Here is a 24495-nt window from a genome sequence, read left to right on the forward strand (position 1 = left end):
CGCCTCGACCGCCAGGGTTGTGTCCATGACCAGCATCGACGTCCGCGACCTCACCAAGGAGTACGGCCCCCGGCGGGCCGTGGACCGGCTCACCTTCCGGGTCCCGCCCGGCCGTGTCACCGGTTTCCTCGGCCCCAACGGCGCCGGCAAGTCCACCACCCTGCGCCTCGTCCTCGGCCTCGACCGGCCCACCTCCGGCTCCGCCACCCTCGACGGCCGGGCCTACGCCACCCTGCACGAACCCCTGCGCCACGTCGGGGCCCTGCTCGACGCCGAGGCCCCGCACGGCTTCCGCACCGGACGCGACCACCTGCGCGCCCTGGCCGCGAGCAACCGCATCCCGGTCCGCCGGGTCGACGAGGTGCTGGAGGAGACCGGCCTCGCACCGGCCGCGCGCCGCCGGGTGCGGACGTACTCCCTCGGCATGCGGCAGCGGCTCGGCATCGCCGCCGCGCTGCTCGGCGACCCCGGCGTGGTGCTGCTCGACGAGCCGTCCAACGGCCTGGACCCCGAAGGCATCGTGTGGATCCGCGGACTGCTGCGCCGGCTCGCGCGGGAGGGGCGCACGGTGCTGGTCTCCAGCCACCTGATGAACGAGACCGCGTCGTTCGCCGACCACCTCGTCGTCCTCGGCCGCGGCCGTCTGCTCGCCGACACCCCGATGCGTGACTTCATCGACGCGCGCGTGCAGCCCAGGGTGCGGGTCCGCACCACCGACCCCGCCGCGCTGACGGAGGCGCTCGCCCGGCACGGACACCGGGCCGAGGAGCAGCCGGGCGGGCACTGGACCGTCCACCACGCCCGCGTGGACGACATCGGCCGCCTCGCCTCCGACGCGGGCGTCCCCCTCCTCGAACTGGCCGCCGAGGAAGGCACGCTGGAGCAGGCCTACCTCGACCTGACCGCCGCCGAGACCGAGTTCACCGCACAGCACCAGGAGGCCCGACCGTGAGCTTCGCCCCCGCTCTCCACGCCGAACTCCTCAAGGTCCGCACACTGCGGTCGCAGGTCGGCGGCCTGGCCGCCCTCCTGCTCGTCACGGTCGCCTTCTCCGCGCTCGCGGGCGCCGACACGGGCGGCGACGACTTCGACCCGCTCTTCAGCGCCTTCTTCGGCGTCACCTTCGGTCAGATCGCGGCGATCGCGTTCGGCACGACGACCGTGGCCGCCGAGTTCCGGCGCGGCGCGCTGCGCGTGTCCCTGGCCGCGGTGCCGCACCGGGGCCGCTGGTTCGCCGCCAAGCTGGCGTCGATCGCGCTGCCCGTCCTGGCCGTCGGCCTGACCACGGGCTTTGTGACCCTGGCGGTGGGCGGGGCGGTGCTGGGGGAGAAGGCCGACGGCTTCAGCACGGCCGAGGGCGTGCGGGCCGCCGTCGGCTGCGGGATCCACCTCACGCTGATGGCCCTGTTCGCCGCCGGTCTGACGGCCGTCCTGCGCAGTGGGGTCGCCACGCTCAGCGTCCTCATCCCGTTCCTGTTGATCGTGTCCTTCGTGATCGGCGACCTCTCCGGAAGCGTCGCCGACTTCCTGCCCGACCGGGCCGGTCAGGTCGTGCTCCACGCGGACCGGGGCGGCGCCCTCGGACCGTGGACGGGCCTCGCGGTGACCGCCCTGTGGGCGGCGGCCGCCGTCGCGGCGGGAGCGTGGCGGGTGCGGCGCCGGGACGCGTGAGGGGCGGCCGCTGACACCCCGCCAAGTGCCCGTGGCCGGAGCCTCACTGATTGTCAGTGATGACCGCTTTACTGGATCACATGGACATCGCGCGCTGCCTCGCCGCCATCGACCTGCTGTGCACCCGGGAGTTCCCCGCGGAGCACGGCAGGACGGACGTGGGCACGGGAGGGCCCGGTTACCTCGTTCAGGAATTACAGACCAGCGGCGACTTCTGGGAGGACGACGGGACGGCGTGGGAGGAGACGGCGGACCAGTACGAGTCCGACCGGGACGGGCTCACGGAACGGCTGGCCGACCGCTGGGGCCCGCCCGACCGCGTCAGCCTCGCGAGCACCCTGGAGCGCTCCATGAACGGCGAGGACATACCCGAGCCCTGGGCGTCGCTCAGCGCGCACGTACCGGACGTCCACCTGTGGCGGGCGCCGGGCACCGCGCGCTGGGTCGCCCTGGGCGTCTCCCAGTGGGACAGGGAACTGCCGTTCCAGCTCCTCGCCGTGGTCACTCAGACGGATCCGCCGTAGCGGGCGGAGGCAGTTCCGCCGCCCCCCGCAGCCGGGCGAACTCCTCCGCCATGGTCGCCGCCGTCCAGTGCGCGTTGAGGCCACTGGGGTTGGGCAGCACCCAGACGCGCGTGTTCCCGATGACCCGCTCCTGCGGCCCCACCGCGGCCTTGCGGTCGTCGAACGCCGCCCGGTAGGCGGTCACGCCCACCACCGCCAGCCAGCGCGGCTCGAGCCGCGTCACCTTCTCCGCCAGCAGCCGCCCGCCCTCGCGGTACTCCTCGGCGCTCAGTTCGTCGGCCCGCGCGGTCGCCCGCGCCACGACGTTCGTGATGCCGAGCCCGTACCGCAGCAACTCCCGCTGTTCGGCCGGCCTCAGCAGCCGGGGGGTGAACCCGGACAGGTGCAGCACCGGCCAGAAGCGGTTGCCGGGGCGGGCGAAGTGGTGACCGGTCGCCGCCGTCATCAGCCCCGGGTTGATGCCGCAGAAGAGCACACGCAGGCCGCCCGCGACGACGTCCGGGACGAGACGGTCGCGGGCGGCCTCCAGCTCCGCCTGGGTGAAGCGCGTCAGAGGATCGCTCCGGGGGTGTAACCGGCGGCCTCCGGCCGCTGCTTGACGATCTCCTCGATCCGGGCGACGACGACGGCCACCTGGTCGGCGGCGGCACCCGTGAAGGACAGCTTGTCCGCCATCAGCGCGTCCAGCGCGGCGCGGTCCAGCGGGAGGCGCTCGTCGGCGGCGAGCTTGTCCAGCAGTTCGTTGCGCTCGGCGCCCTGCTCGCGCATCGCCAGCGCGGAGGCGACGGCGTTCTCCTTGATCGCCTCGTGCGCGACCTCACGGCCCACGCCCGCGCGCACCGCGCCCATCAGGACCTTGGTGGTGGCGAGGAACGGCAGGTAGCGGTCCAGCTCACGGGCGACGACCGCGGGGAAGGCGCCGAACTCGTCGAGGACGGTCAGGAACGTCTCCAGCAGACCGTCGAGCGCGAAGAACGCGTCCGGCAGCGCGACGCGGCGCACCACCGAGCAGGACACGTCGCCCTCGTTCCACTGGTCGCCCGCCAGCTCGCCCGTCATCGACGCGTAGCCGCGCAGGACGACCATGAGGCCGTTGACGCGCTCACAGGAGCGGGTGTTCATCTTGTGGGGCATCGCCGAGGAGCCGACCTGGCCGGGCTTGAAGCCCTCGGTCACCAGCTCGTGGCCCGCCATCAGCCGGATCGTCTTCGCCAGCGACGAGGGCGCCGCCGCGAGCTGCACCAGGGCGGTGACGACCTCGTAGTCCAGCGAGCGCGGGTAGACCTGGCCGACGGAGGTGAACGCCTGCGAGAAGCCGAGGTGGTCGGCGATGCGCTGCTCCAGGTCGGCCAGCTTCCCGGCGTCCCCGCCGAGCAGGTCGAGCATGTCCTGGGCCGTGCCGACCGGGCCCTTGATGCCGCGCAGCGGATAGCGGCCGAGAAGCTCCTCGACCCGGGCGTGGGCCACGAGCAGCTCGTCGGCGGCGGTCGCGAACCGCTTGCCCAGGGTGGTGGCCTGCGCGGCCACGTTGTGCGAACGGCCGGCCACGACCAGCTCGCCGTACTCCGCCGCGAGCCGGCCAAGACGCGCCAGCACGGCCACCGTGCGGTCGCGGACCAGCTCCAGGGAGAGGCGGATCTGGAGCTGTTCGACGTTCTCCGTGAGGTCGCGCGAGGTCATGCCCTTGTGGACGTGCTCGTGCCCGGCGAGGTCGTTGAACTCCTCGATCCGCGCCTTCACGTCGTGCCGCGTGACCTTCTCGCGTGCGGCGACGGAGGCCAGGTCGACCTGGTCGAGGACGCGCTCGTAGTCGGCGATCGCCGCGTCCGGCACCTCGATGCCGAGATCCTTCTGGGCCCGCAGCACGGCGAGCCAGAGCTGACGCTCCAGCTTCACCTTGTGCTCGGGCGACCAGAGCGTGGCGAGCTCGGTCGAGGCGTAGCGTCCGGCGAGGACGTTGGGGATGCGGGGCTTGGCGGGAGCGGAAGTCACGTGTACGGATTCTACTGGCGATTCGTGCAGGCCAGCGCCATGGGCTCGTTCGGCGGAACCTACGAGAGCCACGTCACCGCACGGCGTCGGCGCGGCAGCCCCGCCTACGGGGTGTTTCGAAGGTCGTGTGCGGTGCCCGCGGTGTCCGGTGCGTACTCTCGGCGTGCCGGACGAAGCGCTCGTACTGGATGTACTCGGCTTTCGGCCGGTGCGGCGAGAGGGCGTGCCGGGCGCCGTGGGTGCTGTGCGGGACTGTCGAAACACCCCCTAGGCCGGCGGAACCTCGTAGGGCAGCAGCTCGGGCCGCTTGGGCGGCAGGCCGTCGCCGGAGGAGCGGCCGGTCAGACGGCGGCCGATCCAGGGCAGCAGGTGCTGCCGGGCGAAGCGCGCGTCGGCGACGCGGCGGGTGAGCCAGCCGGGCGGCAGCGTCGCCGGCATCGGCGCGTGCCAGTCGGTGTCCTCGGGGTCGTGTCCGAGGCCCTGCCACACCGCCTCGGCGACCCTGCGGTGGCCCTCGGTCGTCAGGTGCAGCCGGTCCACGTCCCACATCCGGGGGTCGCCCAGGGAGGCGGCGCCGTACAGGTCGACGACCAGCGCGCCGTGCCGGGCGGCGAGGTCGTCGACGCAGGCGAACAGCTCCTCCATGCGCGGCCGGAACCGCTCCAGGACCGGGCCGCGGCGGCCCGGGCTGCGCATCAGCACCAGCTGCTTGCAGGAGGGGGCGAGCCGTTCCACGGCCTCGGTCAGCAGGTCCCGCACCCGGCCCATGTCGCACTTGGGGCGCAGCGTGTCGTTGAGGCCGCCGACCAGGGTGATCACGTCGGCGCCCATCGCGGCCGCCACCGGCACCTGCTCCTGGACGATCTGCCCGATCAGTTTGCCGCGCACCGCGAGGTTGGCGTAGCGGAAGCCCGGCGTGCGGGTGGCCATCCGGGCCGCGAGGAGGTCCGCCCAGCCCCGGTAGGTGCCGTCGGGCAGCCGGTCCGACATGCCCTCGGTGAAGGAGTCGCCGACCGCGACCAGGCTGGAGTACGGGGGTGTGGTGTTCGTCTGCATGGCGTCAGCGATGGTAACCCCTTCACATACCCGCCGGTCGGTCACCTCGGCGCCCCACCGGCGGGTCAGGCCCGCTGACCGAACAGCTCCCGCAGCACGTCCTCCATCGTCACCAGTCCCGCCAGCCGTCCGTCGGAGCCGAGCACAGCCGCCAGGTGCGTACGGCTGCCGCGCATCGCGGTGAGGACGTCGTCCATCGGCGTCGTCCCCCGCACGCGCGCGATGGGCCGCAGGTCGCGCACCCGGAACGGCTCGTCCCGGGGCGAGGCGTCCAGTGCGTCCTTCACGTGCAGGTAGCCGACGATCCGACGCCCCTCGTCCACCACCGGGAACCGGGAGAACCCGGTCCCGGCCGCCAGCCGCTCCAGTTCGTCCGGCGTGATGCCCACGTGCGCGGACACCACCCGCTCCACCGGCAGGACGACGTCCCGCACCGGACGGCGGCCCAGCTCCAGGGCGTCGTGCAGCCGCTCCTGGGCCCGGTCGTCCAGGAGACCCGCCTCACCGGCGTCCCTGACGATCTGCGCCAGCTCCGCGTCGGAGAACGTGGCCGTGACCTCGTTCTTGACCTCGATCCGCAGGAGCTTCAACAGGCCGTTGGCGAAGGCGTTGATCGCGAAGATCACCGGGCGCAGAGCCCGCGAGAGCGTCACCAGCGGCGGTCCCAGCAGCAGCGCGCTGCGCACCGGTTCGGCGAGCGCGACGTTCTTCGGGACCATCTCGCCCAACAGCATGTGCAGATACGTCGCCAGGGTCAGCGCGATCACGAAGGAGACCGCGTGTCCGGCGCCCTCGGGCACACCGAGCGCGTGGAACACCGGCTCCAGCAGGTGCGCGATCGCCGGTTCGGCGACGACACCGAGGACCAGGGTGCACAGCGTGATGCCGAGCTGGGCGGCCGCCATCAGCGCCGACACGTGCTCCAGCCCCCACAGCACGCTCCTGGCGCGCCGGTCGCCGTGCTCGGCGTACGGCTCGATCTGGGAGCGGCGTACGGAGATCAGCGCGAACTCCGCGCCGACGAAGAAGGCGTTGACGACCAGGGTCGCAAGACCGATCAGCAACTGGACGGCGGTCACTTCACGGCCTCCTGTTCGGACGGGTCGTCGAGCGGGGCGTGCAGCAGCACGCGCGCGGCGCGGCGGCCGGACGCGTCGACGACGTCCATCCGCCAGCCGGCGACCTCGAGGCTGTCACCGACGGCCGGGATGCGGCCCAGTTCGGTGGCGACCAGACCGGCGAGCGTCTCGTACGGCCCCTCGGGGGCGTGCAGGCCCACGCGGACGAGCTGGTCGGTGCGGGCGGCGCCGTCGGCCGAGTAGAGCACGCGGCCGTCGTCGTCCGCGCCGGCCGGGGCCAGGTCGGGCGTCTCGTGCGGGTCGTGTTCGTCGCGGACCTCGCCGACGACCTCCTCGACGATGTCCTCCAGCGTCGCCACGCCCGCGGTACCGCCGTACTCGTCGATGACCACGGCCATGGTCCGCTTGCCGGACAGCCGGTCCAGCAGTCGGTCCACGGTGAGCGACTCGGGCACCAGCAGGGGGTCGCGCATGATCTCGGCGACCGACACCCGGGTGCGACGGTGCGCCGGGACGGCCAGGACGTCCTTGACGTGGGCGGTGCCGACCACCGTGTCCAGGCTGCCGCGGAAGACGGGAAACCGGGACAGTCCGGTCGCCCTGGTGGCGTTGGCCACGTCCTCGCAGGTCGCCTGGGCGTCCAGGGCGATCACCTGCACGCGCGGGGTCATCACGTTCTCCGCGGTCAGGTCGGCCAGGTTGAGCGTGCGCACGAACAGCTCGGCCGTGTCCGCCTCCAGGGCGCCCTGCTTGGCGGAGTGGCGCGCGAGCGCGGCCAGCTCCTGCGGACTGCGGGCGGAGGCCAGCTCCTCGGCGGGCTCCAGACCCAGCCGGCGCACCATCCGGTTGGCGGTGTTGTTCAGATGGGTGATGAAGGGGCGGAACGCGGCGCTGAACCAGCGCTGTGCGTTGCCCACGGTCTTCGCCACCGCCAGCGGCGCGGAGATCGCCCAGTTCTTGGGCACCAGCTCGCCGACGACCATCAGGAACACCGTCGACAGGGCCGTGCCCAGCACCAGCGCGACCGAACTAGCCGTCGAGCGCGACAGCCCGACCGACTCCAGCGGCCCGGAGATCAGCTTGGCGATCGACGGCTCGGCGAGCATGCCGACCACCAGGTTGGTGACGGTGATGCCGAGCTGGGCGCCGGAGAGCTGGAAGGTCAGGTTGCGGACCGCCTTGAGGGCGCCGGCCGCACCCGTCTCGCCGCGCTCCGCGGCCCGCTCCAACTCGCCGCGCTCGACCGTGGTCAGCGAGAACTCCGCGGCCACGAAGGCACCGCAGGCGAGCGACAGCAGGATCGCCACCAGCAGAAGCAGCACTTCCGTCATCGGTTCACCCCCGTCCCATGGTCCGACAGGGCAGGAGGGACCGCGCGACGGCGGGTACTGCGAGGCTCGCCCATGGGCGGACGCTCACACCTTTCATGACGTGGAAGAGGCGGGGTGCCGTACGGTCCGCACGGTCACCCCTATGGTAAAGGAACGGTAAAGCGGCTCGTGCGGTGGTGGTCCGGGCTCAGCCGCCGAACGGCTTCACCCAGCGCCGCCACTGCTCCTGGGGCGTGTACCCCGCCGCATGCCAGGCATGGTGCGCCGTCTCGTTCGCCGTCAGCACCATGGCGTCCCCGCGCCGCCCCCCGAGCCGTACGAACCGTTCCTGGGCGGCGGCGAGCAGCGCAGAGGCGATGCCGCGGCGGCGCCGCCGCGGGTGCACCGCCAGCCGGTACAGATGACAGCGCCAGCCGTCGAACCCGGCGATCACCGTGCCGACCAGTTCGCCGTCCTCCTCCTCGGCGAGGATCAGCGCCTCCGGGTCACGGGCGACCAGCCGCTCGACGCCGTCCCGGTCGTCACTGATGCTCGTCCCCTCGGCCGCGGTCTTCCAGAAGGCCAGAACGGTGTCGAGGTCCTCGGGCGTCGCGGCCCGTATCCGCAGATCAGACATGAGCCGATCCCACCACGGCGACGGGGCCCGGACCCGGCATTCCACGATCCGGACGGCCGCCACCGGGCCGCCGGGCCCGACCCGGGATGCCATGACCGGGAGGCCGCCACCGGGCCGCCGCGTCCGGCGTGGGGCCGCACCGGCCCGTGGGGACAGGCTGCGTCCGGCATGGGGGCCGCACCGGCCCGTGGGGATCGGCCGGGTCCGGCCCGCATGGTGGTCGGCGGCCGGGCCCGGGTGTGTCACCGGCGCTCCCGGTACGCCACGGGGCTCCCGGGCGGGGCCGGTCGGCCGAGCCGTCCGACGTCAGCGCCGCACGACCGGGCCGCTGAGATCACGCACGACATGGCCGGACGCGGGACCGCTCGCGGTGTCGTCCCGCGTGCGGGGCGTACGCCGGGTCCGCCGGGCTCCTGCCGTCCGTACCGGGCGACGTGAGTCGCCCGCCGTCCCCTCACTCGTGCGCGACGGCCGCCAGCACGTTCATGCGTGAGGCGCGCAGCGCCGGCAGCAGCGCCGCCACGACACCCACCACGGCCGATCCGACGACGACCGCGGCGATCGTCCCCCACGGCACGGCCAGCGCCTTCATGCCTTGCAGGGCCAGCACCCGCTGGGTGCACACACCCCACACCAGCCCCAGCCCGAGTCCGAGCACCGCGCCGAACACGGCGATCACCACCGACTCCAGCCGGATCATCCGGCGCAGCTGCCGCCGGGACAGCCCGATGGCCCGCAGCAGCCCGATCTCGCGGGTTCGCTCCACCACCGACAGCGCCAGCGTGTTGACCACCCCGAGCACCGCGATGACGATCGCGAGCCCGAGCAGCGCGTACACCAGGTACAGCAGCACGGCGATCTGGTCGTGGACCAGGTCCTTGTAGTCGGCCTGGTCCCGCACCTGGACCTGGGGATACGGTGTGAGCGTCCGCTCCAGCACCGGCCGCAGCCGGTCGGCGTCGGTGCCGGCGGACGCGTTGACGTACAGCACCGAGTCCTGCCCGCCCGGCACGTACGCCTCGACGGTCGCGACGCCGACGAACAGGCCGCCCCGCATCCCGAAGCCCTCGGCGGCGTCCTGGTCGGTGAGCGCGCCGACCCGCAGCGACACCGTCCGGCCGCCGGGGAACTCGACCGGGAGCACGCTGCCCACCCGCACGCCGTGTTCCCCGGCGAAACCGACGTCCATCCCGATCGCGCCGTCGGCCAGCGCCGCCGCCGTGTCGCCGTGCGCGTACGTCACACGGGCGACCTCGTCCACCCGGTCGTCGTACCCGGCGGCCGTGGTCTCGATCCGCTCGCCGTCCGGCAGCCGCACCGCGAGCGGCGCGAAACGCTGCCGTACGACGGTGCCGACGCCCTCCGTGGCGCGGACCCGGTCGGTGACCTCCCGCGGGAACGGCGTGAAGTTGGCGTTCTGGATCACGAAGTCGGCGCCCAGCGTCTCGTCGATCTGCCGGTCGAAGGACTTCGCCATCGAGGCGCTCGCCACCGACATGCCGCCCACCAGGGCCAGGCCCACCATGAGCGCGGCCGCGGTCGCGCCGGTGCGGCGGGGGTTGCGCAGGGCGTTGCGCCGGCTCATCCGGCCGACCGGGCCGAACAGGGCCGGGAAGGCCGCCCCCAGCACCCGGATCACCGGCCGCGCCAGCAGGGGACCGGCGACGACGGTCGCGACGAGCGTGAGGACGACGCCGAGGCCCAGCAGGGACGCCGCCGCCGACGTCTCCGACGCGGTCACGCAGCCCACGAGCGCGGCCACGCCCAGCACCCCGACGGCCGACCCGACCACGGCGCGCGCCCTCAGCGGGCGCCCCACGCCGGCGACGTCGGCGTCGGCCAGCGCCGCCATCGGCGACACGGCCGCCGCCCGCCGGGCGGGGAGATACGCGGCCACGAAGGTGACGCCGACACCGACGGCGTACGCCGCGACGGGGGTGGCCCAGCCGACGACCATCTCGGCGGTCCTGAGATTCATGCCGAACGCGCTCATCAGCCGGATCAGCCCGGCCGCCAGCCCGATGCCGGCCGCGAGGCCGAGCGTCGAGCCGACCAGGCCCAGCAGCACCGCCTCGGTGAGCACCGAGCGCCGTACCTGACGGCGGTCGGCGCCCAGGGCGCGCAGCAGGCCCAGTTCCCGGGTGCGCTGGGCGATCAGCATCGAGAAGGTGTTGACGATCAGGAACACGCCCACCAGCACGGCGATCCCGGCGAAGCCGAGCATCACGTACTTCACGACGTCGAGGAAGCCGCCGAGCTGCTCCGCCGCCGACTTCGCCTGCTCGTCGGCGGTCCGCACGTCGTAGGGGCCGGACCCGAGGGCGGCGGTGACGCGGCGCTTCAGCTCGGCGTCGCTCACCCCCGGTGCCGCGTCGACGGAGACGGCCGTGGCCCTGTCCGCCGAGCCCAGCAGCCGCACGGCGGCGACCTCGGGGTCGAGGAGGACCAGGGCCGCGCCCGGGTTGGTGGTGCGGAAGGTGACGATGCCGACGACCCGCACCCGGAACGAACCCGGCTGGGCCATCACCGTCAGGGCGTCACCGATCTCCACGTCCTTCTTCTCGGCGGTGTCGGCGTCCAGCAGCGCCTCGGCGGCGCCGCGCGGGGCGCGCCCGAAGGTCAGCTGCACCGCGCTGCGGTCGGTGACGTACCAGTCGCCGGCGACGGTGGGCGCGCCGGTGGTCGGGCCGACGGACTCGTTGTCGCCGTCGACGACGGTGATGTTCTCCACGCTCACGTCGGCATGGGCCGAGGCGACCCCGTCGACGCGGGCCACCCGCTCGGCGAGGCCCGCGGGCAGGGTGCGCGCCGCGCCGGTGGGCACGGAGGCGTTCAGGTCGTCCCGGGGCTCGATCGCCACGTCGGCCGACGTGGACGCGAAGAGCCGGTCGAAGGTGCGGGTCACCGTGTCGGAGAAGATCAGGCTGCCCGCGACGAAGGCCACCGACAGCACGACGGCCAGTGCGGACAGCACCAGCCTTCCCTTGTGGGCGAGGAAACTGCGCAGCGTGGTCTTCAGCACCGGGTCACTCCTCCTCGGTGGCAGGGCTTCCGGTGGTGACAGGGCTGGCGGTGGTGGCAGGGCTCGCGGTGGAGGCGCGGTCGGTCCGGTCTCGAGTAGGGTCGAAGAGCTTCATCCGCTCCAGCACCGACTCCGCCGTCGGCCGCGCCATCTCGTCCACGATCCGCCCGTCCGCGAGGAAGAGCACCAGGTCGGAATGGGCGGCGGCGCCCGGATCGTGGGTCACCATCACCACCGTCTGGCCCAGCGTGTCGACGGCCTCGCGCAGGAAGGAGAGGACCTCCAGGCCGGCCCGGGAGTCCAGGTTGCCGGTCGGCTCGTCGGCGAAGATCAGCTCGGGCCGGGAGGCCAGCGCCCGGGCGCAGGCCACCCGCTGCTGCTGGCCGCCGGACAGCTGGGACGGCCGGTGCCGCAGGCGGTCCCGCAGCCCCAGCGTGTCGATCACCCGGTCCAGCCACGCGCGGTCGGGCTTCCGGCCCGCGATGTCCATGGGCAGGGTGATGTTCTCGGCCGCGTTCAGCGTCGGGATCAGGTTGAACGACTGGAACATGAACCCGATCCGGTCCCGCCGCAGCCGGGTCAGCTCCCGCTCCCTCAACGCCGTGATCTCGGTGTCGCCGAGCCACACCTGCCCGGCCGAGACCGTGTCGAGCCCGGCCAGACAGTGCATCAGCGTGGACTTGCCGGAACCCGACGGCCCCATGACCGAGGTGAAGCGACCGCGCACGATGTCCACGTCGACCGAGTCCAGCGCGAGGACCGTGGTCTCGCCCGACCCGTACGCCTTCGTCAGACCGCGGGCGCGGGCCGCCGTGCCGTCGGCCGGGACCGAACCGGGGGCGTGCCGCGCGGCAGGTGTGGACAAGACCGCCTCCTCGCTCAGGGGGACGTGCCGACTCGTCGTACCGGCCGAGAGTAGTGTGACTGGGCGCACACCCGGTATCCCTTTTCGGTCACCGGTCCGGCCTTGCCGGTGCTAGCGCATCGGCGCTAGCTTCGGAGTATGGCGAAGACCCAGCTGAACGTACGCGTCGACGAGGGCACGGCCCGGGCGGCCCGTGAACGCGCCACGGCGCGCGGCATGAGCGTCAACCGCTACATCGAGGAGCTGGTCCGACAGGACACCGGGGAGGCCGGCCACTCGTTCGTCGAGGCCGCCGCCGACTTCATGAAGGAGTACGAGACCCTCTTCGCCCAGGAGTTCGGCGCGGAACGCGAAGGCGGACCGGGCGAGGGCTCCCCGCGCGAGACCGGCACGCACGAAGGTCGCCGCTGAACCCTTGAGCGACCTCCGCATCGACCTCGCCTGGCTGCTGATGCTCGCCGAACAGAGGACACCGGGCGACCCCCAGGTCACCGACTGGGGCGCCCTGGTCGCCGCCGTGGCCCGCCACCAGGCCGAGATCTTCGACGTCCCCGTCTACGACACCCCGCACGCCCGCGCCGCCTCGCTGCTCCAACTCCTCCTGCACGTCCCGGCCCTGGAGCGCTCGAACGCCCTCTTCGCCTGCTCCGTCGCCTACGCCTACCTGGTGGCCAGCGGCGTCAAGGTCCTCACCTCGCCCGAGCAGGTCCGCGACCTGGCGCGCCTGGTCAAGAGCGGTGAGGCCTCGGTGGACGACATCGCGCGGGAACTGCGCCAGTGGAGCCGGTGAACCGCGCGCCCGCGCCGGTCAGTCCCCGTCGTCCGCCGGCCGCCAGGCCGTGCCCAGCACCCAGTACGACACCGGCAGCCTCGGCCCCCTCTCCGGCAGCACCAGGCTCCGGTACGGGCCCAGCGCGAACCCGGCCTCGCGCAGCGCCCGGACCGGCTCGCGGGAGAGGTGACAGCCGCCGCCGAGGTACGGCCACACCGTCCGGTCCAGCGCGCGCTGGGTGAACCTCATCGCCCGGCCGCCGCCCCGGCCGTGCTCCAGGAACCGCACCTCGGCCCCGGGCCGCAGCACCCGCCGCACCTCCGCCAGGGTGCGCGGCACGTCCCGCACACTGCACAGCACCAGGGAGAACACCGCCGCGTCGAAGGCCTCGCTCTTGACCGGCAGCGCCTCCGCCGTCCCCGGGACGACGTCGACCGGCACCTCGGCCCGCAGGGCCGTCTCCCGGGCCAGCCCGCGCAGCGTGCGCTCCGGCTCGATCGCGACGACCTCCGAGACGGCACCCGGGTAGTGCGTGAAGTTCAGGCCGTTGCCCGCACCGATCTCGATGACCCGGCCCGAGAGCCCGGCGAGCAGCCGCTCGCGCAGTCCGCCCAGGCCCACGCGGGTCTCCGCGGCCACACTGAGCCGGGCGTAGCAACGGGCGAACAGAGGATGGTGGACGGGATCACCGGACACCCTGCCGGAACCGATGGACCGTGGCGGCATGGCTACCTCCCGGGGCAGGACGGGCCTACCCGGAATTCTCCCCCGTACGGGCCCGTCGCACCCCTGCCACGCCGCACGGACCGGACGTCACCGGAGGACGTCGTGGGGTAGGTGCCCGGGTCCGTGTCGCCGTCGGTGTGCGGGACACGGCCGCCGCCGACGTCGGCCGCCCCGCTCGACGGCGCCGAGATCTCCGGGTCGGTCACCGAGTCGCGGCTCCCCTGATGACGAGAGCGGCGTCCCGGGGGCCGCGGAACACCGGCCCCCGCGGACGGGACCGGCGCCCCTACGGCGCCGCCCCCGCCCGGAACGCCTCCGCCTCCCACGTCCCGTCCAGCCGCGGCGCCAGCCACCCCGGCGCCGCCGTGCGGAAGTCGGCTGGGGCGAGGGACCCGGCGCCGAACGGCAGCGCCCCGAGCAGCGGGGCGCCGGCGACCTCCGGCAGGTCGCTGACGTTGCACCGCATTGCCAGGTCCGGCGCCTCGGGCCAGCCGCCGATGACGACGCCCAGCAACTCCAGCCCGCGCGAGCGCAGTTCACGGGCGGTCAGTTCGGTCGTGTTCAGCGTGCCCAGACCGGCGGAGGCCACCACCAGCACCGGCGCGCGCAGCAGCTCCGCCGCGTCGGCCAGGGTCGACCCGGTGTCGTCGAAACGCACGAGCAGCCCGCCCGCCCCCTCGACCAGCACCAGGTCGTGTTCGGCGGCCAGCCCGGCGGCGGCCTCGGCGACCTCGCGCGGACGCACCGGTGCCAGGCCCGCCCGGCGGGCCGCCGTCGCCGGCGCCAACGGGTCGGGATATCGGACGAGTTCGGTCGCGGTCACGGCCCCCGCGAGCCGCGCCACCTCGTCGGCGTCCCCGCGCTCGCGCGGCCCCACACCGGTCTGGGCGGGCTTGAGGACCGCCACCGTCCGGCCCGCCGCCAGCGCCGCCGCCGCGAGGGCCGCGGTCGTGACGGTCTTGCCGACCTCCGTGCCCGTCCCCGTGATCACCAGGATCGGCATGCTCACCCCTCCCGCGCCGCCGCGCACACCGCGCGCGCGATCCGTGCCACGTCCGCGTCGTCGGTGACGTACGGCGGCATCGTGTACACCAGGTCGCGGAACGGCCGCAGCCAGACGCCCTCGCGTACCGCCGCCCGGGTGGCGGCCGCCATGTCGACGGCGTGGTCCAGCTGGACGACGCCGATCGCGCCGAGGACTCGTACGTCCCGCACGCCCGGCAGTTCGCGGGCCGGCGCCAGCCCCTCGCGCAGGCCCCTCTCGATCCGCTCGACCTCCGCGAGCCAGTCCTGCCCGAGCAGCAGGTCGATCGAGGCGCAGGCGACGGCCGCCGCGAGCGGGTTGCCCATGAACGTCGGACCGTGCGCCAGCACCGGCACCTCGCCCCGTGAGATGCCGTCCGCCACCCGCGCGGTGCACAGCGTGGCCGCCATCGTCAGATATCCGCCGGTCAGTGCCTTGCCCACGCACATCACGTCCGGGGTCACCGCCGCGTGCTCCGCCGCGAACAACGCGCCCGTACGGCCGAACCCGGTCGCGATCTCGTCGAACACCAGCAGCACGTCGTGGGCGTCGCACGCCTCGCGCAGCACCCGCAGGTACGCGGGGGAGTGGAACCGCATGCCGCCCGCGCCCTGCACGACCGGCTCCACGATCACCGCGGCCAGTTCGTCCGCGTGCCGCTCGACCGCGGCCCGCAGCCGCTCGGCGTACGCCTCCTCGTACGCGACCGGGGGCGGGTCCACGAAGAGCTGGCGGGGCAGCACCCCGGTCCACAGTTCGTGCATCCCGCCCTCGGGGTCGCACACCGACATCGGCTGCCAGGTGTCGCCGTGGTAGCCGCCGCGCCAGGTCAGCAGTCGCTGTTTGCGCGGACGGCCCAGCGAACGCCAGTACTGCAGGCACATCTTGGCCGCGACCTCGACCGACACCGACCCCGAGTCGGCGAGGAACACGTGCTCCAGACCGTCGGGCGACATGTCGACAAGACGCTTCGCCAGTCGTACGGCGGGCTCGTGGGTGAGCCCGCCGAACATCACATGGCTCATGCGCCCCAACTGCCCGCGCGCCGCCTCGTTCAGCACCGGGTGGTTGTAGCCGTGGATCGCCGACCACCACGACGACATGCCGTCGACCAACTCGCCGGAGCCGTCGGCGAGCCGCAGCCGGACCCCGCTCGCCGACTGAACGACGAGCGGTTCGACCCGGCCGGGCATGGGGCCGTACGGATGCCACACGTGCCGCCGGTCCAGCTCCAGCAGCGCGCTCACGTCCGGATCAGGCATTGGGCGCGAGATCCGTCCCGGCGCCCCGGCGGCGGACGGCGACCAGGTCGGTACGGGCCTCGTGGGCGGTGGCCGGAGCCGTACCGCACACCCCGCCCCCTTCGCCGCCGTCCTGCGCCCCGCAGCCCCCGCCGCCGCAGCCCTCGGCGGCGCGGTGCTCCGGCAGCGTCACCTGGTCGGCGCCCTCCACCTCGAACCCGGCGTCCGCGATCATCTCCAGGTCGGCCCGGCCGGCCTGGCCCTCGCTCGTGAGGTAGTCGCCGAGGAAGATCGAGTTGGCCAGGTGCAGGGCGAGCGGCTGCATCGTCCGCAGATGCACCTCGCGGCCCCCAGCGATGCGCACCTCCACGTCCGGGCAGACGAACCTCACCATCGCCAGGATCCGCAGACACCGCTGCGGGGTGAGGTTCCACTCCTTGGCCAGCGGGGTGCCCTCGAACGGGATGAGGAAGTTGACCGGCACCGAGTCCGGGTCCAGCTCGCGCAGCGAGAAGACCACGTCCACCAGGTCCTCGTCGCTCTCGCCCATGCCGGCGATCAGACCGGAGCAGGCCGACAGCCCCGCCGCGTGCGCCTTGTGGACGGTGTCCACCCGGTCGGCGTACGTGTGCGTCGTCGTGATGTCCCCGTACGTCGACTCCGACGTGTTCAGGTTGTGGTTGTAGGCGTCGGCGCCCGCCTCGCGCAGCCGCTCCGCCTGGCCGTCGGAGAGCAGGCCGAGACAGGCGCACACCTCGACGCCCTCGTTCTGGTCCTTGATGGCCTTGATGGTCTCGGAGACCCGGTCGACGTCCCGGTCGGTCGGACCGCGCCCGGACGCCACCAGGCAGACCCGCTTGGCACCGCCGGCCAGCCCGGCGGCCGCCGCCTCGGAGGCCTCGTCCGGCTTGAGCCAGGTGTACTTGAGGATCCCGGCCGTCGAGCCCAGCCGCTGCGAGCAGTAGGAGCAGTCCTCGGGGCACAGGCCCGACTTCAGGTTGACGAGGTAGTTGAGCTTCACCCGCCGCCCGAACCAGTGGCGGCGCACCTTCCCGGCCGCGGCCACCACATCGAGCAGATCGTCGTCGGACGTGGCCAGTACGGCCAGCGCCTCCTCGCGGGTCGGCAGCTCGCGCCGAAGCCCCTTGTCCACCAGCATGTTCAGCAGGTCCATGGGAGCCGATCCTGTCCTACGGAACCGCTCGCGGCCAAGGTAGGGATCGCACAACACGCCCCCTTCGAGGTGTGGGTATTGCCACACCCTGGGTGGCGGGCCGTGCCGCTAGGGTCTGTCCGCTACCTACAAAAGCACCGGAGGACCCATGGCGTTCGGCTGGATCGACGAGCAGGCGGAGCTGCGCCGCCGCGCCGGACTCGTACGGACCCTGCGCCCCCGCCCGGCCGACTCGCCGCTCCTCGACCTCGCGAGCAACGACTACCTGGGGCTGGCCCGCCACCCCGAGGTCGTCGAGGGCGCGGCCCGGGCGGCGCGGACCTGGGGCGGCGGGGCGACCGGGTCCCGGCTCGTCACGGGCACCACCGAGCTGCACACCGGGCTGGAGCGCGAGCTGGCCGCCTTCTGCGGTGCCGAGGCGGCGCTCGTCCTCTCCTCCGGGTACGCGGCCAACCTGGCCGCGGTCACCGCGCTGGCCCCGCACGGCTCCCTGATCGTCTCCGACGCGGGCAACCACGCCTCCCTGATCGACGGCTGCCGGCTGGCCCGCGGCACGACCCAGGTCGTCGCCCACGCGGACCCCGACGCCGTGCGCAAGGCGCTCGGCACGCACGACGGTCCCGCCGTCGCGGTCTCCGACACGGTCTTCTCCGTGGACGGCGACGCCGCCCCGCTGGCCGCCCTCGCCGGGGCGTGCCGGGAGCACGGCGCCGGGCTGGTCGTCGACGACGCCCACGGGCTCGGCGTCCTCGGCGACGGCGGGCGGGGCGCCCCGTACGCGGCGGGTCTCGCGGGCGCGGACGACGTCGTCGTCACGGTCACGCTGTCCAAGTCGCTGGGCAGCCAGGGCGGAGCGGTGCTCGGCCCGGCGCGGGTGATCGACCACCTGGTCAACACCGCCCGTACGTTCATCTTCGACACCGGGCTCGCCCCGGCGGCGGCGGGCGCCGCCCTGGCGGCCCTCGGGCTGCTGCGCCGCGAGCCGGAACGGGCGGCACGCGCGCGGGCGGTGGCGGACGAGCTGCACGCGCGCCTGACGGCCGCGGGCCTGGCAGCGGTACGTCCGGACGCCGCTGTCGTCTCCGTGCGCGCCCCCTCCGCGGAGGGGGCCGTGCGCTGGGCGGCGGACTGCCGGGCGGCAGGCCTGGCCGTGGGCTGCTTCCGTCCTCCTTCCGTGCCCGACGGCGTCTCGCGCCTGAGGCTGACCGCCCGCGCGGACCTGTCCGAGGCACAGATCGAACGTGCCGTCCGGGTGATCAGCGGAACGCGGCCGTGAAACCCGTCCAGCTCTCGGGGGAGAAGAGCAGGGCGGGGCCGGCCGGGTCCTTGGAGTCGCGTACGGCGAGCAGACCGGCCCAGGGACCGGTGGTCGGGCGGGCCGTCTCGACGCAGTTGTTGGCTCCCGTGCTGTAGCTGCTGCGCAGCCATCGCAGGGCGGGGGGATCGTGGGAGTCCCGCGCTCCGGTGCTGGAGGGGACGTTCCGAGGCAGTGCGGTCATGGTGCCTCCCTACGCGCCGTCACCTGTCGCGGCGATGTAGTCCAGTGAGTCCTCGGGCGAGAGGGCGTGCGCCCGAAGGTTGTCGAAGGCCTCCCGGTAGACCCGGAGGTCTTCTTTCCGCTCGAGATAGAGGCTACTCGTCAAGTGGTCGAGAACAACCACATCCAGATCAGATGTGATCGAAAATGAGAAGATAACGAAAGGGCCGGTGACGCCGATGTGTGCCCCGGCCGTGAACGGCAGCACCTGCAGGGTGACTTGCGGCAGTCGTGCCGCCTCCACCAGCCGATCCCGCTGGCGGGCCATGACCTCGGGACCGCCCACCTCCCGGCGCAGCACCGCCTCGTCCAGCACCGCGTTCAGCTCCAGCGGCGGATCGGCGCGCAGGACGTACTGGCGGGCCAGCCGCACCTCCACCAGCGTGTCCAGCCGGTCCTCGTCGACGCCCTCCACGGCGGCCCGCGTCACCGCGCGGGCGTACTCGGGGGTCTGGAGCAGTCCCGGCACCACGGTCGTCTCCAGCGTCCGCATGGCGCTCGCCTGCGACTCCAGGCTGATGAAGTCCCGGTAGGTCGGCGGCAGCACCCCGCGGTAGGCGTGCCACCAGTGGTCGCGTCCACCGCCGCCGTCACCGTCGGAGCCCGCCAGGGCCAGCATGACTCCGCGCAGTTGGGTGTCCTCCACGCCGTAGGCGTCGAGGAGTAACCGCACATCGGCCGGTTTCGTGCCGCTCGTGCCGGTCTCGATCCGGCTCACCTTCGACTGGTGCCAGCCCACGAGCCGGGCCGCCTCGCCGCTGGTGAGGCCCGCGCGGGCACGCAGCGCCCGCAGTTCTGCGCCCAGCTTCCGGCGGCGCACCGCGGGACCGTGCTGCATGCGCGTCTCCTTACTCCCTCCGAGCCGTCCGCATACGTCCTGCCGTAGCGGAGTTCACCGCATCGGGCGACAGATATATGCACATCCTGGTGGATCGCCACCCGTGACCGGCGGGGTGATGGCACTCTGGCGGCGAAGCACCAGTCCGGGACCGTACTCGAACCATCCGCTCCGTGTCGGACCGCGGTCCCGTGGGAAAGGGACGACGTCGCCATGGCAGACCATCTGGAAGCATCCGTCACTCTGCCGAGCGAACCCGCCTCGGTGTCCACCGCCCGCGCCTATGTGCTGAGCACCCTCGGGGAATGGGGCCTGCCGGCCGACACGGAGGTGGCCGACACCATCCGGCTCATCGTCTCCGAACTCGCCACCAACGCCGTACAGCACACCTTCGGGCAGTCACCCACCTTCACGGTGGACGTCGTGCTCGACCGTGACGAACAGTTGCGCATCGGTGTCACCGACAGCCACCCGCGCTTCCCCAAACGCCTGCCGGCCGCCGTCCAGCAGGACAACGGCCGGGGCATGGTGATCATCCGCTGGCTGACCGCCGAGTGCGGCGGCAAGCTGCGCGTGCGGCCCACGCGCGAGGGCGGCAAGACCGTCTTCATCGAACTGCCGTGGGCGGTCCCGGCGGAGCCGGTGACGGCGGCGGGCCAGCAGGAGCCCTGACCCGCGCCCGGACGGCAGCGGCCGCGCGCGGTAGGGGCTTCGCCCGGCAACCGGGGCGGTGACGGCGTGTCAAGGTCCGCCGGCACCGCCCCGGAGGGTCACCTGACCCGTCCGTACCAGACGCTCTTGGTCCAGATCTTCTGCAGACGCACCACGTCCCCGGTCTTCGGCGAGTGCCAGATCTTGTTGTGACCGGCGTAGATGCCCACGTGGTAGACGTTCGACCCCGAGTGGAAGAACACGAGGTCACCGGCCTTGCGGCTGCCCGCCGAGATGTGACGGGTCTTGTTGTACTGCTGGGCGGCCGTCCGCGGCAGCGTCTTGCCGGCCTTCTTGTACGAGTACAGCGTGAGGCCCGAGCAGTCGAACCGGTTGGGTCCGGTGGCGCCGTACTTGTAGGGCGCACCCTTCTTGGACGCGGCGATCTGGAGGGCCTTCGTCGCGGGAGTCACGGCCGCGGCGTCGGAGGCGACACCCGGCACCACGACCGAGGCGCCCACGGCGGCGATGGCGAACGCCGAGGCCGTACCGGCCCGGGCCATGAGCGACGGGACACGATTCAGCGCAGTCATGCGCAACCCTTCGTCAGCCGCCTGTGAAGGATGACCTGTCGGATTCGGGCTGGCGAAGTTGCCCGGCCGCTGACGCGGCTTCACCCCAAGGGCTGCTCGGCCCGGCGCCTCCCCGCGGGGATGACCGTTCCGGCGACCCGTCGTGCTTGGGTCCTCCACTCCTGCCGATGCACTTCTGTCGACCGGTCATCCGGGCGGCGGCAGGACTCGGCGTCCGCCCGGACCGCCCCGCCGCTTGTGGCGGGGGCTTGTCGTCAGTCACGGATCTTGGCTCACGGATGTCCGAAAATCCCAATGGAATCGGGGATTTGTGGGCTTACTCACCACTCACCCGTTCGGGTGGACACCCTGATGTTCGATCAGATGTCAAGGTCGCATAAGGCCTCCGACCAGCGGCGGAACCCTGAGTTCCACCCAAGACGCGGGGGTGTCGCGCAACCCGTGAGGGCCCGGAACAGCAGTCAGATCTACACCGAACGGAGGTAAGCCGTTCAGCCCGTTTCAACCCCGGGCCGGACGGCGCGCCCGTCACGCGACCGACCGGGCCGGACGCGCGCCGCGTCAACTGTCGGAGAGCGGCGGAACCGTGACGCGCGCCGTGCGTCGCTCGCCGTCCAGGACGCGCAGCGCCCGCGCGAGCGTGGGCGCGTGCACCTCGCTCTCGCCGCGCTGGTGCATCAGCGTCAGCGCGTCGCGCAGGGCGGTCACCCGGCCCACCAGCGCCTGGGCGGCACGCAGTCCGCGGTAGGTGTCTCCGTGGCGGGCGGGGTTGATCCGGCCCAGCAGGTCGACCACCTCGAGGTAACGGTCGATCAGCTCGGCCTCGGCCCGCGTCAGCGCGGGCAGCGGCGGCAGCTCGGGAGGCAGCATCGGAGGGTCACCTCGCGTCCGGCGCGGTGCCGGTCACCCGACGGGCCGGCATGACCCGGTCCGCCAGGCCGTACTCCACCGCCTGATGGGCGTCGAGGATCAGGTCGCGCTCGATGTCGGCGCTCACCTGCTCCGGGCTGCGCCCGGTGTGCCGTACGAGCATCTCCTCCAGGAGGGCGCGGGTGCGGGCCAGTTCCCCGGCCTGGACGGCCAGGTCGCCGGTCCGGCCCCGCACCGGCTCCGGCAGCGCCGGCTGGCCCAGGACCACGCGCGCGCCCGGCAGGACGTGGCGCTTGCCCGGGGTGCCCGCGGCGAGCAGGACGGCGGCGGACGTGCCCGCCCGACCCAGGCAGACCGTCTCGATGTCGCAGGTGACGTAGCGGAGCGTGTCGTGGACGGCGGTCATCGCGCTGAACGAGCCGCCAGGGGAGTTCACGTACAGCGAGATGTCCCGCTCGGGGGCGCTGTGCTCCAGGTACATGAGCTGGGCCATCACGTCGTTGGCCGCGGTGTCGTCGATCGGCGTCCCGAGGAAGACGATCCGTTCCTCGAGGAGCCTGGAGTACGGATCCAGCGTCCGCTGCCCCGAGCCGGTGCGTTCGGTGAACTCGGGCAGGACGTGGCGTGCGTGGGCGGACGGTCGGGCCATGGGAACCCCTCCTTCGGCGTCTGTAAAAAATGTACAGGATGTACGTGACGTTAGAATGGGGTCATGGCCTACGAGATTCCGGTGACGCAAGCCAGGGCTGAACTCGCCGACCTGATCAACCGCGTGGTGTACGGCGGTGAGCGCGTCGTCGTGACGCGACACGGCAAGCCCCTCGTCGCCCTCGTCTCCGCCGCCGACCTGGAGCGGCTCGACGCGCTCGACGCGCCCGCCGAGGAGCCGGTGGTCCGCTCCGTCTCCGGCGTCCGGGACGTCGCGTCCGCCCCTCGGGGACAGCGCCGGTTCGGGATCACCGCGGAACACCGGGGGCCGAACCCCTCTTGACCGAGGGGCCGGCACCTCGGGCGGCCGTCAGTCGGCGAGCGCGGCCTCGCGGCCCCCGGCGGGTGCCGGGGTCGCACGGCGCTGACGCCTGAGCGCCCTGCCCAGCAGGACCGCCCCGAGGCCCAGCGCGGCCCACCACACGAGGGTCAGCAGCGGGCCGGTCGCCGCCGCGCCGTCGAAGAACGCCACCGAGCGCACCAGCGTCGTGCCCGCCCCCGGCGGCATCCACTGACCGATCGCCCCGGCCGGCTCGGGCAGCATCTGCGGGGCCGTGGCCGCGCCCGAGAACGGGTTGCCGAGGAACATCACCACGAAGGCCGTCAGGCCGATGCCGACCGGACCGAGCAGGGCGGCGCACCCGGCCACGGCCGCGCTCACCGCCAGCGTCGACAGGCCGAGCGTCGCGGCCTCCGCCCACCAGTTCCCGGTCAGCGCTCCGAGCCAGGTGTGCGCGAGCGCCGTGGCGACCATGCCCACCAGCGCCGCCGCCCCGACGAGCGCGGCGACGGCCCGTCCGCCGCGCAGGCCCAGCAGGGTGACGGCGGCGCCCGTCACGAGGCCGGCCAGCGCCAGCGGCAGCACGCTCGCGTTCAGCGCCGCGCCCCGCGGGTCGCTCCGCGGCGTGGCGACGACGTCCACCGTGCGCACCTCGCCGCCGTCCGCGGCGGCCTGCCGGGTCACCGCCTGCTGCAACACCTGGGCGACGAAGGGGCTCGCGGCCGACGCGGTCAGCAGCTTCGGGCCCTGAGGCGTGACGACCACGGCGCCGTAGACCGTCCGGTCCTCGATCGCGGCGCGGGCCGCCGCCTCGTCGGCGTAGCGGTGGATTTCGAAGGCACCCTCATGCTGCCGCAGCCGCTGCTCCACCTGGGCGGCGGCGGTGGTGGGTCCCGCCACGCCGAGCGGCAGGTCGTGGGGTGCGGTGCGGGCGGCCGGCCAGGCGAAGGCCCACAGGGCCAGGGCCGCGAGGAGCGGCACGAGCAGGACGACGACCGCGGTCGCGCGCCCGGCGGGTGTCCGGGGCGGGGCGGCGGAGGCTGCGGACATGGGAGTCTCCCGGGTCGAGAAGAAGAGGGCCGACGAAAAAGAAGGATCGTTCGTTTTCGATGCGCCACCACCGTGCGCCGGGAGGGCGGGGCTTGTCAAGAAGGAACGTTCGTTTTAAATTGGGGCCATGGCACGCGTATCCCAGGCCCACCTCGACGCCCGCCGGCGGCAGATCCTCGACGCCGCCGCGCTGTGCTTCGCCCGCAACGGCTTCCACGCCACGTCGATGCAGGACGTCCTGAAGGAGGCCGACCTCTCGGCCGGAGCCGTGTACCGCTACTTCAGCGGCAAGGACGAACTGATCGCCGCGATCGTCTCCGAGGTGCTGGGGGAGGTACGGGCGGCCTTCGAGGAGGCTGCCGGGCAGACTCCGCCCCCGCCGCCCGACCGACTCGTCGGCTCCGTCCTCGGCCGGGTCCTCGAGCTGCGCGAGTCGCTCGTCCTCGACGGCGCCCCCGCCTTCCCGCGCCTGGTCGTCCAGGTGTGGTCGGAGATCCCCCGCAACCCAGAACTCGCCGCCGTCCTGGGCGAGGGCTACGCCTCGGTCCGCGCGGCCTGGGGGCGGATCGTGCAGGCCTACCAGGACGCCGGCCTGATGCGCTCCGACGTCCCGACCGACCACGTGGCCCGCACGATGATCGCCGCCGTCCTCGGTTTCATCGCCCAGCAGTCCCTGTTCGGGCCCGCCCCGGTGGACGTCCTGCGCGACGGCCTGCGCGCGCTGACGACCATGTCGGACCCGCGGCCGGACGCCGGGTGATCACAGCTTGGTTAACGTGCGCGAAATGCACCGCAACTAGCCTGCCCCTCCACGCCACCAGGGACTTTGCCCCGTGGCCGCGGCAACCGGACCCCGCACGGTCCGGAGCGAGAGG

General features: G+C 73.3%; 27 protein-coding genes and 1 riboswitch. Of the genes, 9 read left to right on the top strand and 18 right to left on the bottom strand.

All coding sequences use genetic code 11. The features are described from left to right. Positions 1–25 precede the first annotated feature (25 nt). From ACZ4YY_RS28880 to ACZ4YY_RS28890, 3 genes are all read left to right on the top strand, one after another. Positions 26–952: an ATP-binding cassette domain-containing protein gene (locus tag ACZ4YY_RS28880; RefSeq protein ID WP_468296563.1), complete on the top strand. Its 927-nt coding sequence runs from the start codon at positions 26–28 to the stop codon at positions 950–952. After that, positions 949–1671 (top strand): ABC transporter permease, encoded by a 723-nt coding sequence (locus ACZ4YY_RS28885; protein WP_468296566.1) that lies wholly within the window; start codon positions 949–951, stop codon positions 1669–1671. The genes ACZ4YY_RS28880 and ACZ4YY_RS28885 overlap by 4 nt, the downstream gene beginning before the upstream one ends. Positions 1672–1751: 80 nt before the next feature. Beyond that, on the top strand, positions 1752–2195 hold the full coding sequence (locus ACZ4YY_RS28890; RefSeq protein ID WP_468296569.1) for a hypothetical protein: 444 nt from the start codon (positions 1752–1754) through the stop codon (positions 2193–2195). On the opposite strand, the gene mug is transcribed toward ACZ4YY_RS28890, so the two are convergent. The 8 genes from mug to ACZ4YY_RS28930 form a co-directional block, all read right to left on the bottom strand. After that, the gene (gene mug, locus ACZ4YY_RS28895) at positions 2173–2748 is read right to left on the bottom strand and encodes a G/U mismatch-specific DNA glycosylase (RefSeq protein WP_468296731.1); all 576 of its coding nucleotides are present in this window, start codon (positions 2746–2748) and stop codon (positions 2173–2175) included. The two genes, ACZ4YY_RS28890 and mug, sit on opposite strands and share 23 nt — an antisense overlap. Continuing rightward, positions 2745–4187, bottom strand: coding sequence for an adenylosuccinate lyase (gene purB, locus ACZ4YY_RS28900; RefSeq protein ID WP_468296572.1), 1443 nt, complete (start codon positions 4185–4187; stop codon positions 2745–2747). The genes mug and purB overlap by 4 nt, the downstream gene beginning before the upstream one ends. Before the next feature lie 267 nt (positions 4188–4454). After that, a complete protein-coding gene (locus tag ACZ4YY_RS28905; RefSeq protein WP_468296575.1) occupies positions 4455–5243 on the bottom strand; it encodes an SGNH/GDSL hydrolase family protein in 789 nt (262 codons plus the stop codon). Positions 5244–5308: 65 nt separating this feature from the next. Then, positions 5309–6322, bottom strand: coding sequence for a hemolysin family protein (locus ACZ4YY_RS28910; protein WP_468296577.1), 1014 nt, complete (start codon positions 6320–6322; stop codon positions 5309–5311). Then, positions 6319–7653: a hemolysin family protein gene (locus ACZ4YY_RS28915; protein WP_468296583.1), complete on the bottom strand. Its 1335-nt coding sequence runs from the start codon at positions 7651–7653 to the stop codon at positions 6319–6321. The genes ACZ4YY_RS28910 and ACZ4YY_RS28915 overlap by 4 nt, the downstream gene beginning before the upstream one ends. Positions 7654–7840: 187 nt before the next feature. Beyond that, on the bottom strand, positions 7841–8269 hold the full coding sequence (locus tag ACZ4YY_RS28920; RefSeq protein WP_468296586.1) for a GNAT family N-acetyltransferase: 429 nt from the start codon (positions 8267–8269) through the stop codon (positions 7841–7843). Positions 8270–8723: 454 nt separating this feature from the next. Continuing rightward, on the bottom strand, positions 8724–11291 hold the full coding sequence (locus ACZ4YY_RS28925; protein WP_468296589.1) for an ABC transporter permease: 2568 nt from the start codon (positions 11289–11291) through the stop codon (positions 8724–8726). Positions 11292–11295: 4 nt separating this feature from the next. Continuing rightward, on the bottom strand, positions 11296–12156 hold the full coding sequence (locus ACZ4YY_RS28930; RefSeq protein ID WP_468296592.1) for an ABC transporter ATP-binding protein: 861 nt from the start codon (positions 12154–12156) through the stop codon (positions 11296–11298). 138 nt (positions 12157–12294) lie between these two features. On the opposite strand from ACZ4YY_RS28930, the gene ACZ4YY_RS28935 reads away from it, so the two are divergent. Continuing rightward, positions 12295–12567, top strand: a complete 273-nt coding sequence (locus ACZ4YY_RS28935) for a toxin-antitoxin system HicB family antitoxin (RefSeq protein WP_468296595.1) — start codon at positions 12295–12297, stop codon at positions 12565–12567. A gap of 4 nt (positions 12568–12571) precedes the next feature. Beyond that, positions 12572–12946 (top strand): fic family toxin-antitoxin system, toxin component, encoded by a 375-nt coding sequence (locus ACZ4YY_RS28940; protein ID WP_468296598.1) that lies wholly within the window; start codon positions 12572–12574, stop codon positions 12944–12946. 18 nt (positions 12947–12964) lie between these two features. Here ACZ4YY_RS28940 and ACZ4YY_RS28945 read toward each other — a convergent pair whose 3' ends face one another. The 4 genes from ACZ4YY_RS28945 to bioB form a co-directional block, all read right to left on the bottom strand. After that, the gene (locus ACZ4YY_RS28945; RefSeq protein WP_468296601.1) at positions 12965–13654 is read right to left on the bottom strand and encodes a class I SAM-dependent methyltransferase; all 690 of its coding nucleotides are present in this window, start codon (positions 13652–13654) and stop codon (positions 12965–12967) included. Positions 13655–13940: 286 nt separating this feature from the next. Then, positions 13941–14657, bottom strand: coding sequence for a dethiobiotin synthase (gene bioD / locus ACZ4YY_RS28950; protein ID WP_468296604.1), 717 nt, complete (start codon positions 14655–14657; stop codon positions 13941–13943). Positions 14658–14659: 2 nt separating this feature from the next. Beyond that, positions 14660–15940 carry an adenosylmethionine--8-amino-7-oxononanoate transaminase gene (locus ACZ4YY_RS28955; protein WP_468296607.1) on the bottom strand — a complete coding sequence of 427 codons (1281 nt, stop codon included), beginning with the start codon at positions 15938–15940 and terminating at the stop codon, positions 14660–14662. Then, complete coding sequence (gene bioB, locus ACZ4YY_RS28960; protein WP_468296610.1) at positions 15933–17093, bottom strand: biotin synthase BioB; 1161 nt, start codon at positions 17091–17093, stop codon at positions 15933–15935. Before bioB ends, ACZ4YY_RS28955 begins: the two co-directional genes overlap by 8 nt. A 148-nt stretch (positions 17094–17241) precedes the next feature. Here bioB and ACZ4YY_RS28965 point away from each other — a divergent pair, with 148 nt between their 5' ends. After that, positions 17242–18369: an 8-amino-7-oxononanoate synthase gene (locus tag ACZ4YY_RS28965; RefSeq protein ID WP_468296613.1), complete on the top strand. Its 1128-nt coding sequence runs from the start codon at positions 17242–17244 to the stop codon at positions 18367–18369. Here ACZ4YY_RS28965 and ACZ4YY_RS28970 read toward each other — a convergent pair. Together ACZ4YY_RS28970 and ACZ4YY_RS28975 are read right to left on the bottom strand one after the other, a co-directional pair. Then, positions 18350–18592 carry a DUF397 domain-containing protein gene (locus ACZ4YY_RS28970; protein WP_468296616.1) on the bottom strand — a complete coding sequence of 81 codons (243 nt, stop codon included), beginning with the start codon at positions 18590–18592 and terminating at the stop codon, positions 18350–18352. The two genes, ACZ4YY_RS28965 and ACZ4YY_RS28970, sit on opposite strands and share 20 nt — an antisense overlap. A 9-nt stretch (positions 18593–18601) precedes the next feature. Continuing rightward, the gene (locus ACZ4YY_RS28975) at positions 18602–19468 is read right to left on the bottom strand and encodes a helix-turn-helix domain-containing protein (protein WP_468296619.1); all 867 of its coding nucleotides are present in this window, start codon (positions 19466–19468) and stop codon (positions 18602–18604) included. A gap of 213 nt (positions 19469–19681) precedes the next feature. Here ACZ4YY_RS28975 and ACZ4YY_RS28980 point away from each other — a divergent pair, with 213 nt between their 5' ends. Then, the gene (locus ACZ4YY_RS28980) at positions 19682–20140 is read left to right on the top strand and encodes an ATP-binding protein (RefSeq protein WP_468296622.1); all 459 of its coding nucleotides are present in this window, start codon (positions 19682–19684) and stop codon (positions 20138–20140) included. A 98-nt stretch (positions 20141–20238) separates the two neighbouring features. Here the strand turns inward: ACZ4YY_RS28980 and ACZ4YY_RS28985 are convergent, their stop codons facing one another. The 3 genes from ACZ4YY_RS28985 to ACZ4YY_RS28995 all read right to left on the bottom strand — a co-directional run bounded on the left by ACZ4YY_RS28985 (position 20239) and on the right by ACZ4YY_RS28995 (position 22231). Continuing rightward, a complete protein-coding gene (locus ACZ4YY_RS28985; protein WP_468296625.1) occupies positions 20239–20712 on the bottom strand; it encodes a C40 family peptidase in 474 nt (157 codons plus the stop codon). A gap of 3 nt (positions 20713–20715) precedes the next feature. Then, positions 20716–20857, bottom strand: a riboswitch (cyclic di-AMP (ydaO/yuaA leader). Between the two features lie 416 nt (positions 20858–21273). Continuing rightward, positions 21274–21582: a hypothetical protein gene (locus tag ACZ4YY_RS28990; protein ID WP_468296628.1), complete on the bottom strand. Its 309-nt coding sequence runs from the start codon at positions 21580–21582 to the stop codon at positions 21274–21276. Positions 21583–21589: 7 nt separating this feature from the next. Further along, positions 21590–22231, bottom strand: a complete 642-nt coding sequence (locus ACZ4YY_RS28995) for an ATP-dependent Clp protease proteolytic subunit (protein ID WP_468296631.1) — start codon at positions 22229–22231, stop codon at positions 21590–21592. Positions 22232–22294: 63 nt separating this feature from the next. Here ACZ4YY_RS28995 and ACZ4YY_RS29000 point away from each other — a divergent pair, with 63 nt between their 5' ends. Further along, a complete protein-coding gene (locus ACZ4YY_RS29000) occupies positions 22295–22573 on the top strand; it encodes a type II toxin-antitoxin system Phd/YefM family antitoxin (RefSeq protein ID WP_468296634.1) in 279 nt (92 codons plus the stop codon). A 27-nt stretch (positions 22574–22600) separates the two neighbouring features. Here ACZ4YY_RS29000 and ACZ4YY_RS29005 read toward each other — a convergent pair whose 3' ends face one another. Next, positions 22601–23620, bottom strand: coding sequence for an ABC transporter permease (locus ACZ4YY_RS29005; RefSeq protein WP_468296637.1), 1020 nt, complete (start codon positions 23618–23620; stop codon positions 22601–22603). Positions 23621–23747: 127 nt separating this feature from the next. Here ACZ4YY_RS29005 and ACZ4YY_RS29010 point away from each other — a divergent pair, with 127 nt between their 5' ends. Further along, positions 23748–24380, top strand: coding sequence for a TetR/AcrR family transcriptional regulator (locus ACZ4YY_RS29010; protein ID WP_468296639.1), 633 nt, complete (start codon positions 23748–23750; stop codon positions 24378–24380). Positions 24381–24495: the final 115 nt, after the last annotated feature.

Source organism: Streptomyces sp. NPDC030143 (assembly GCF_055573695.1).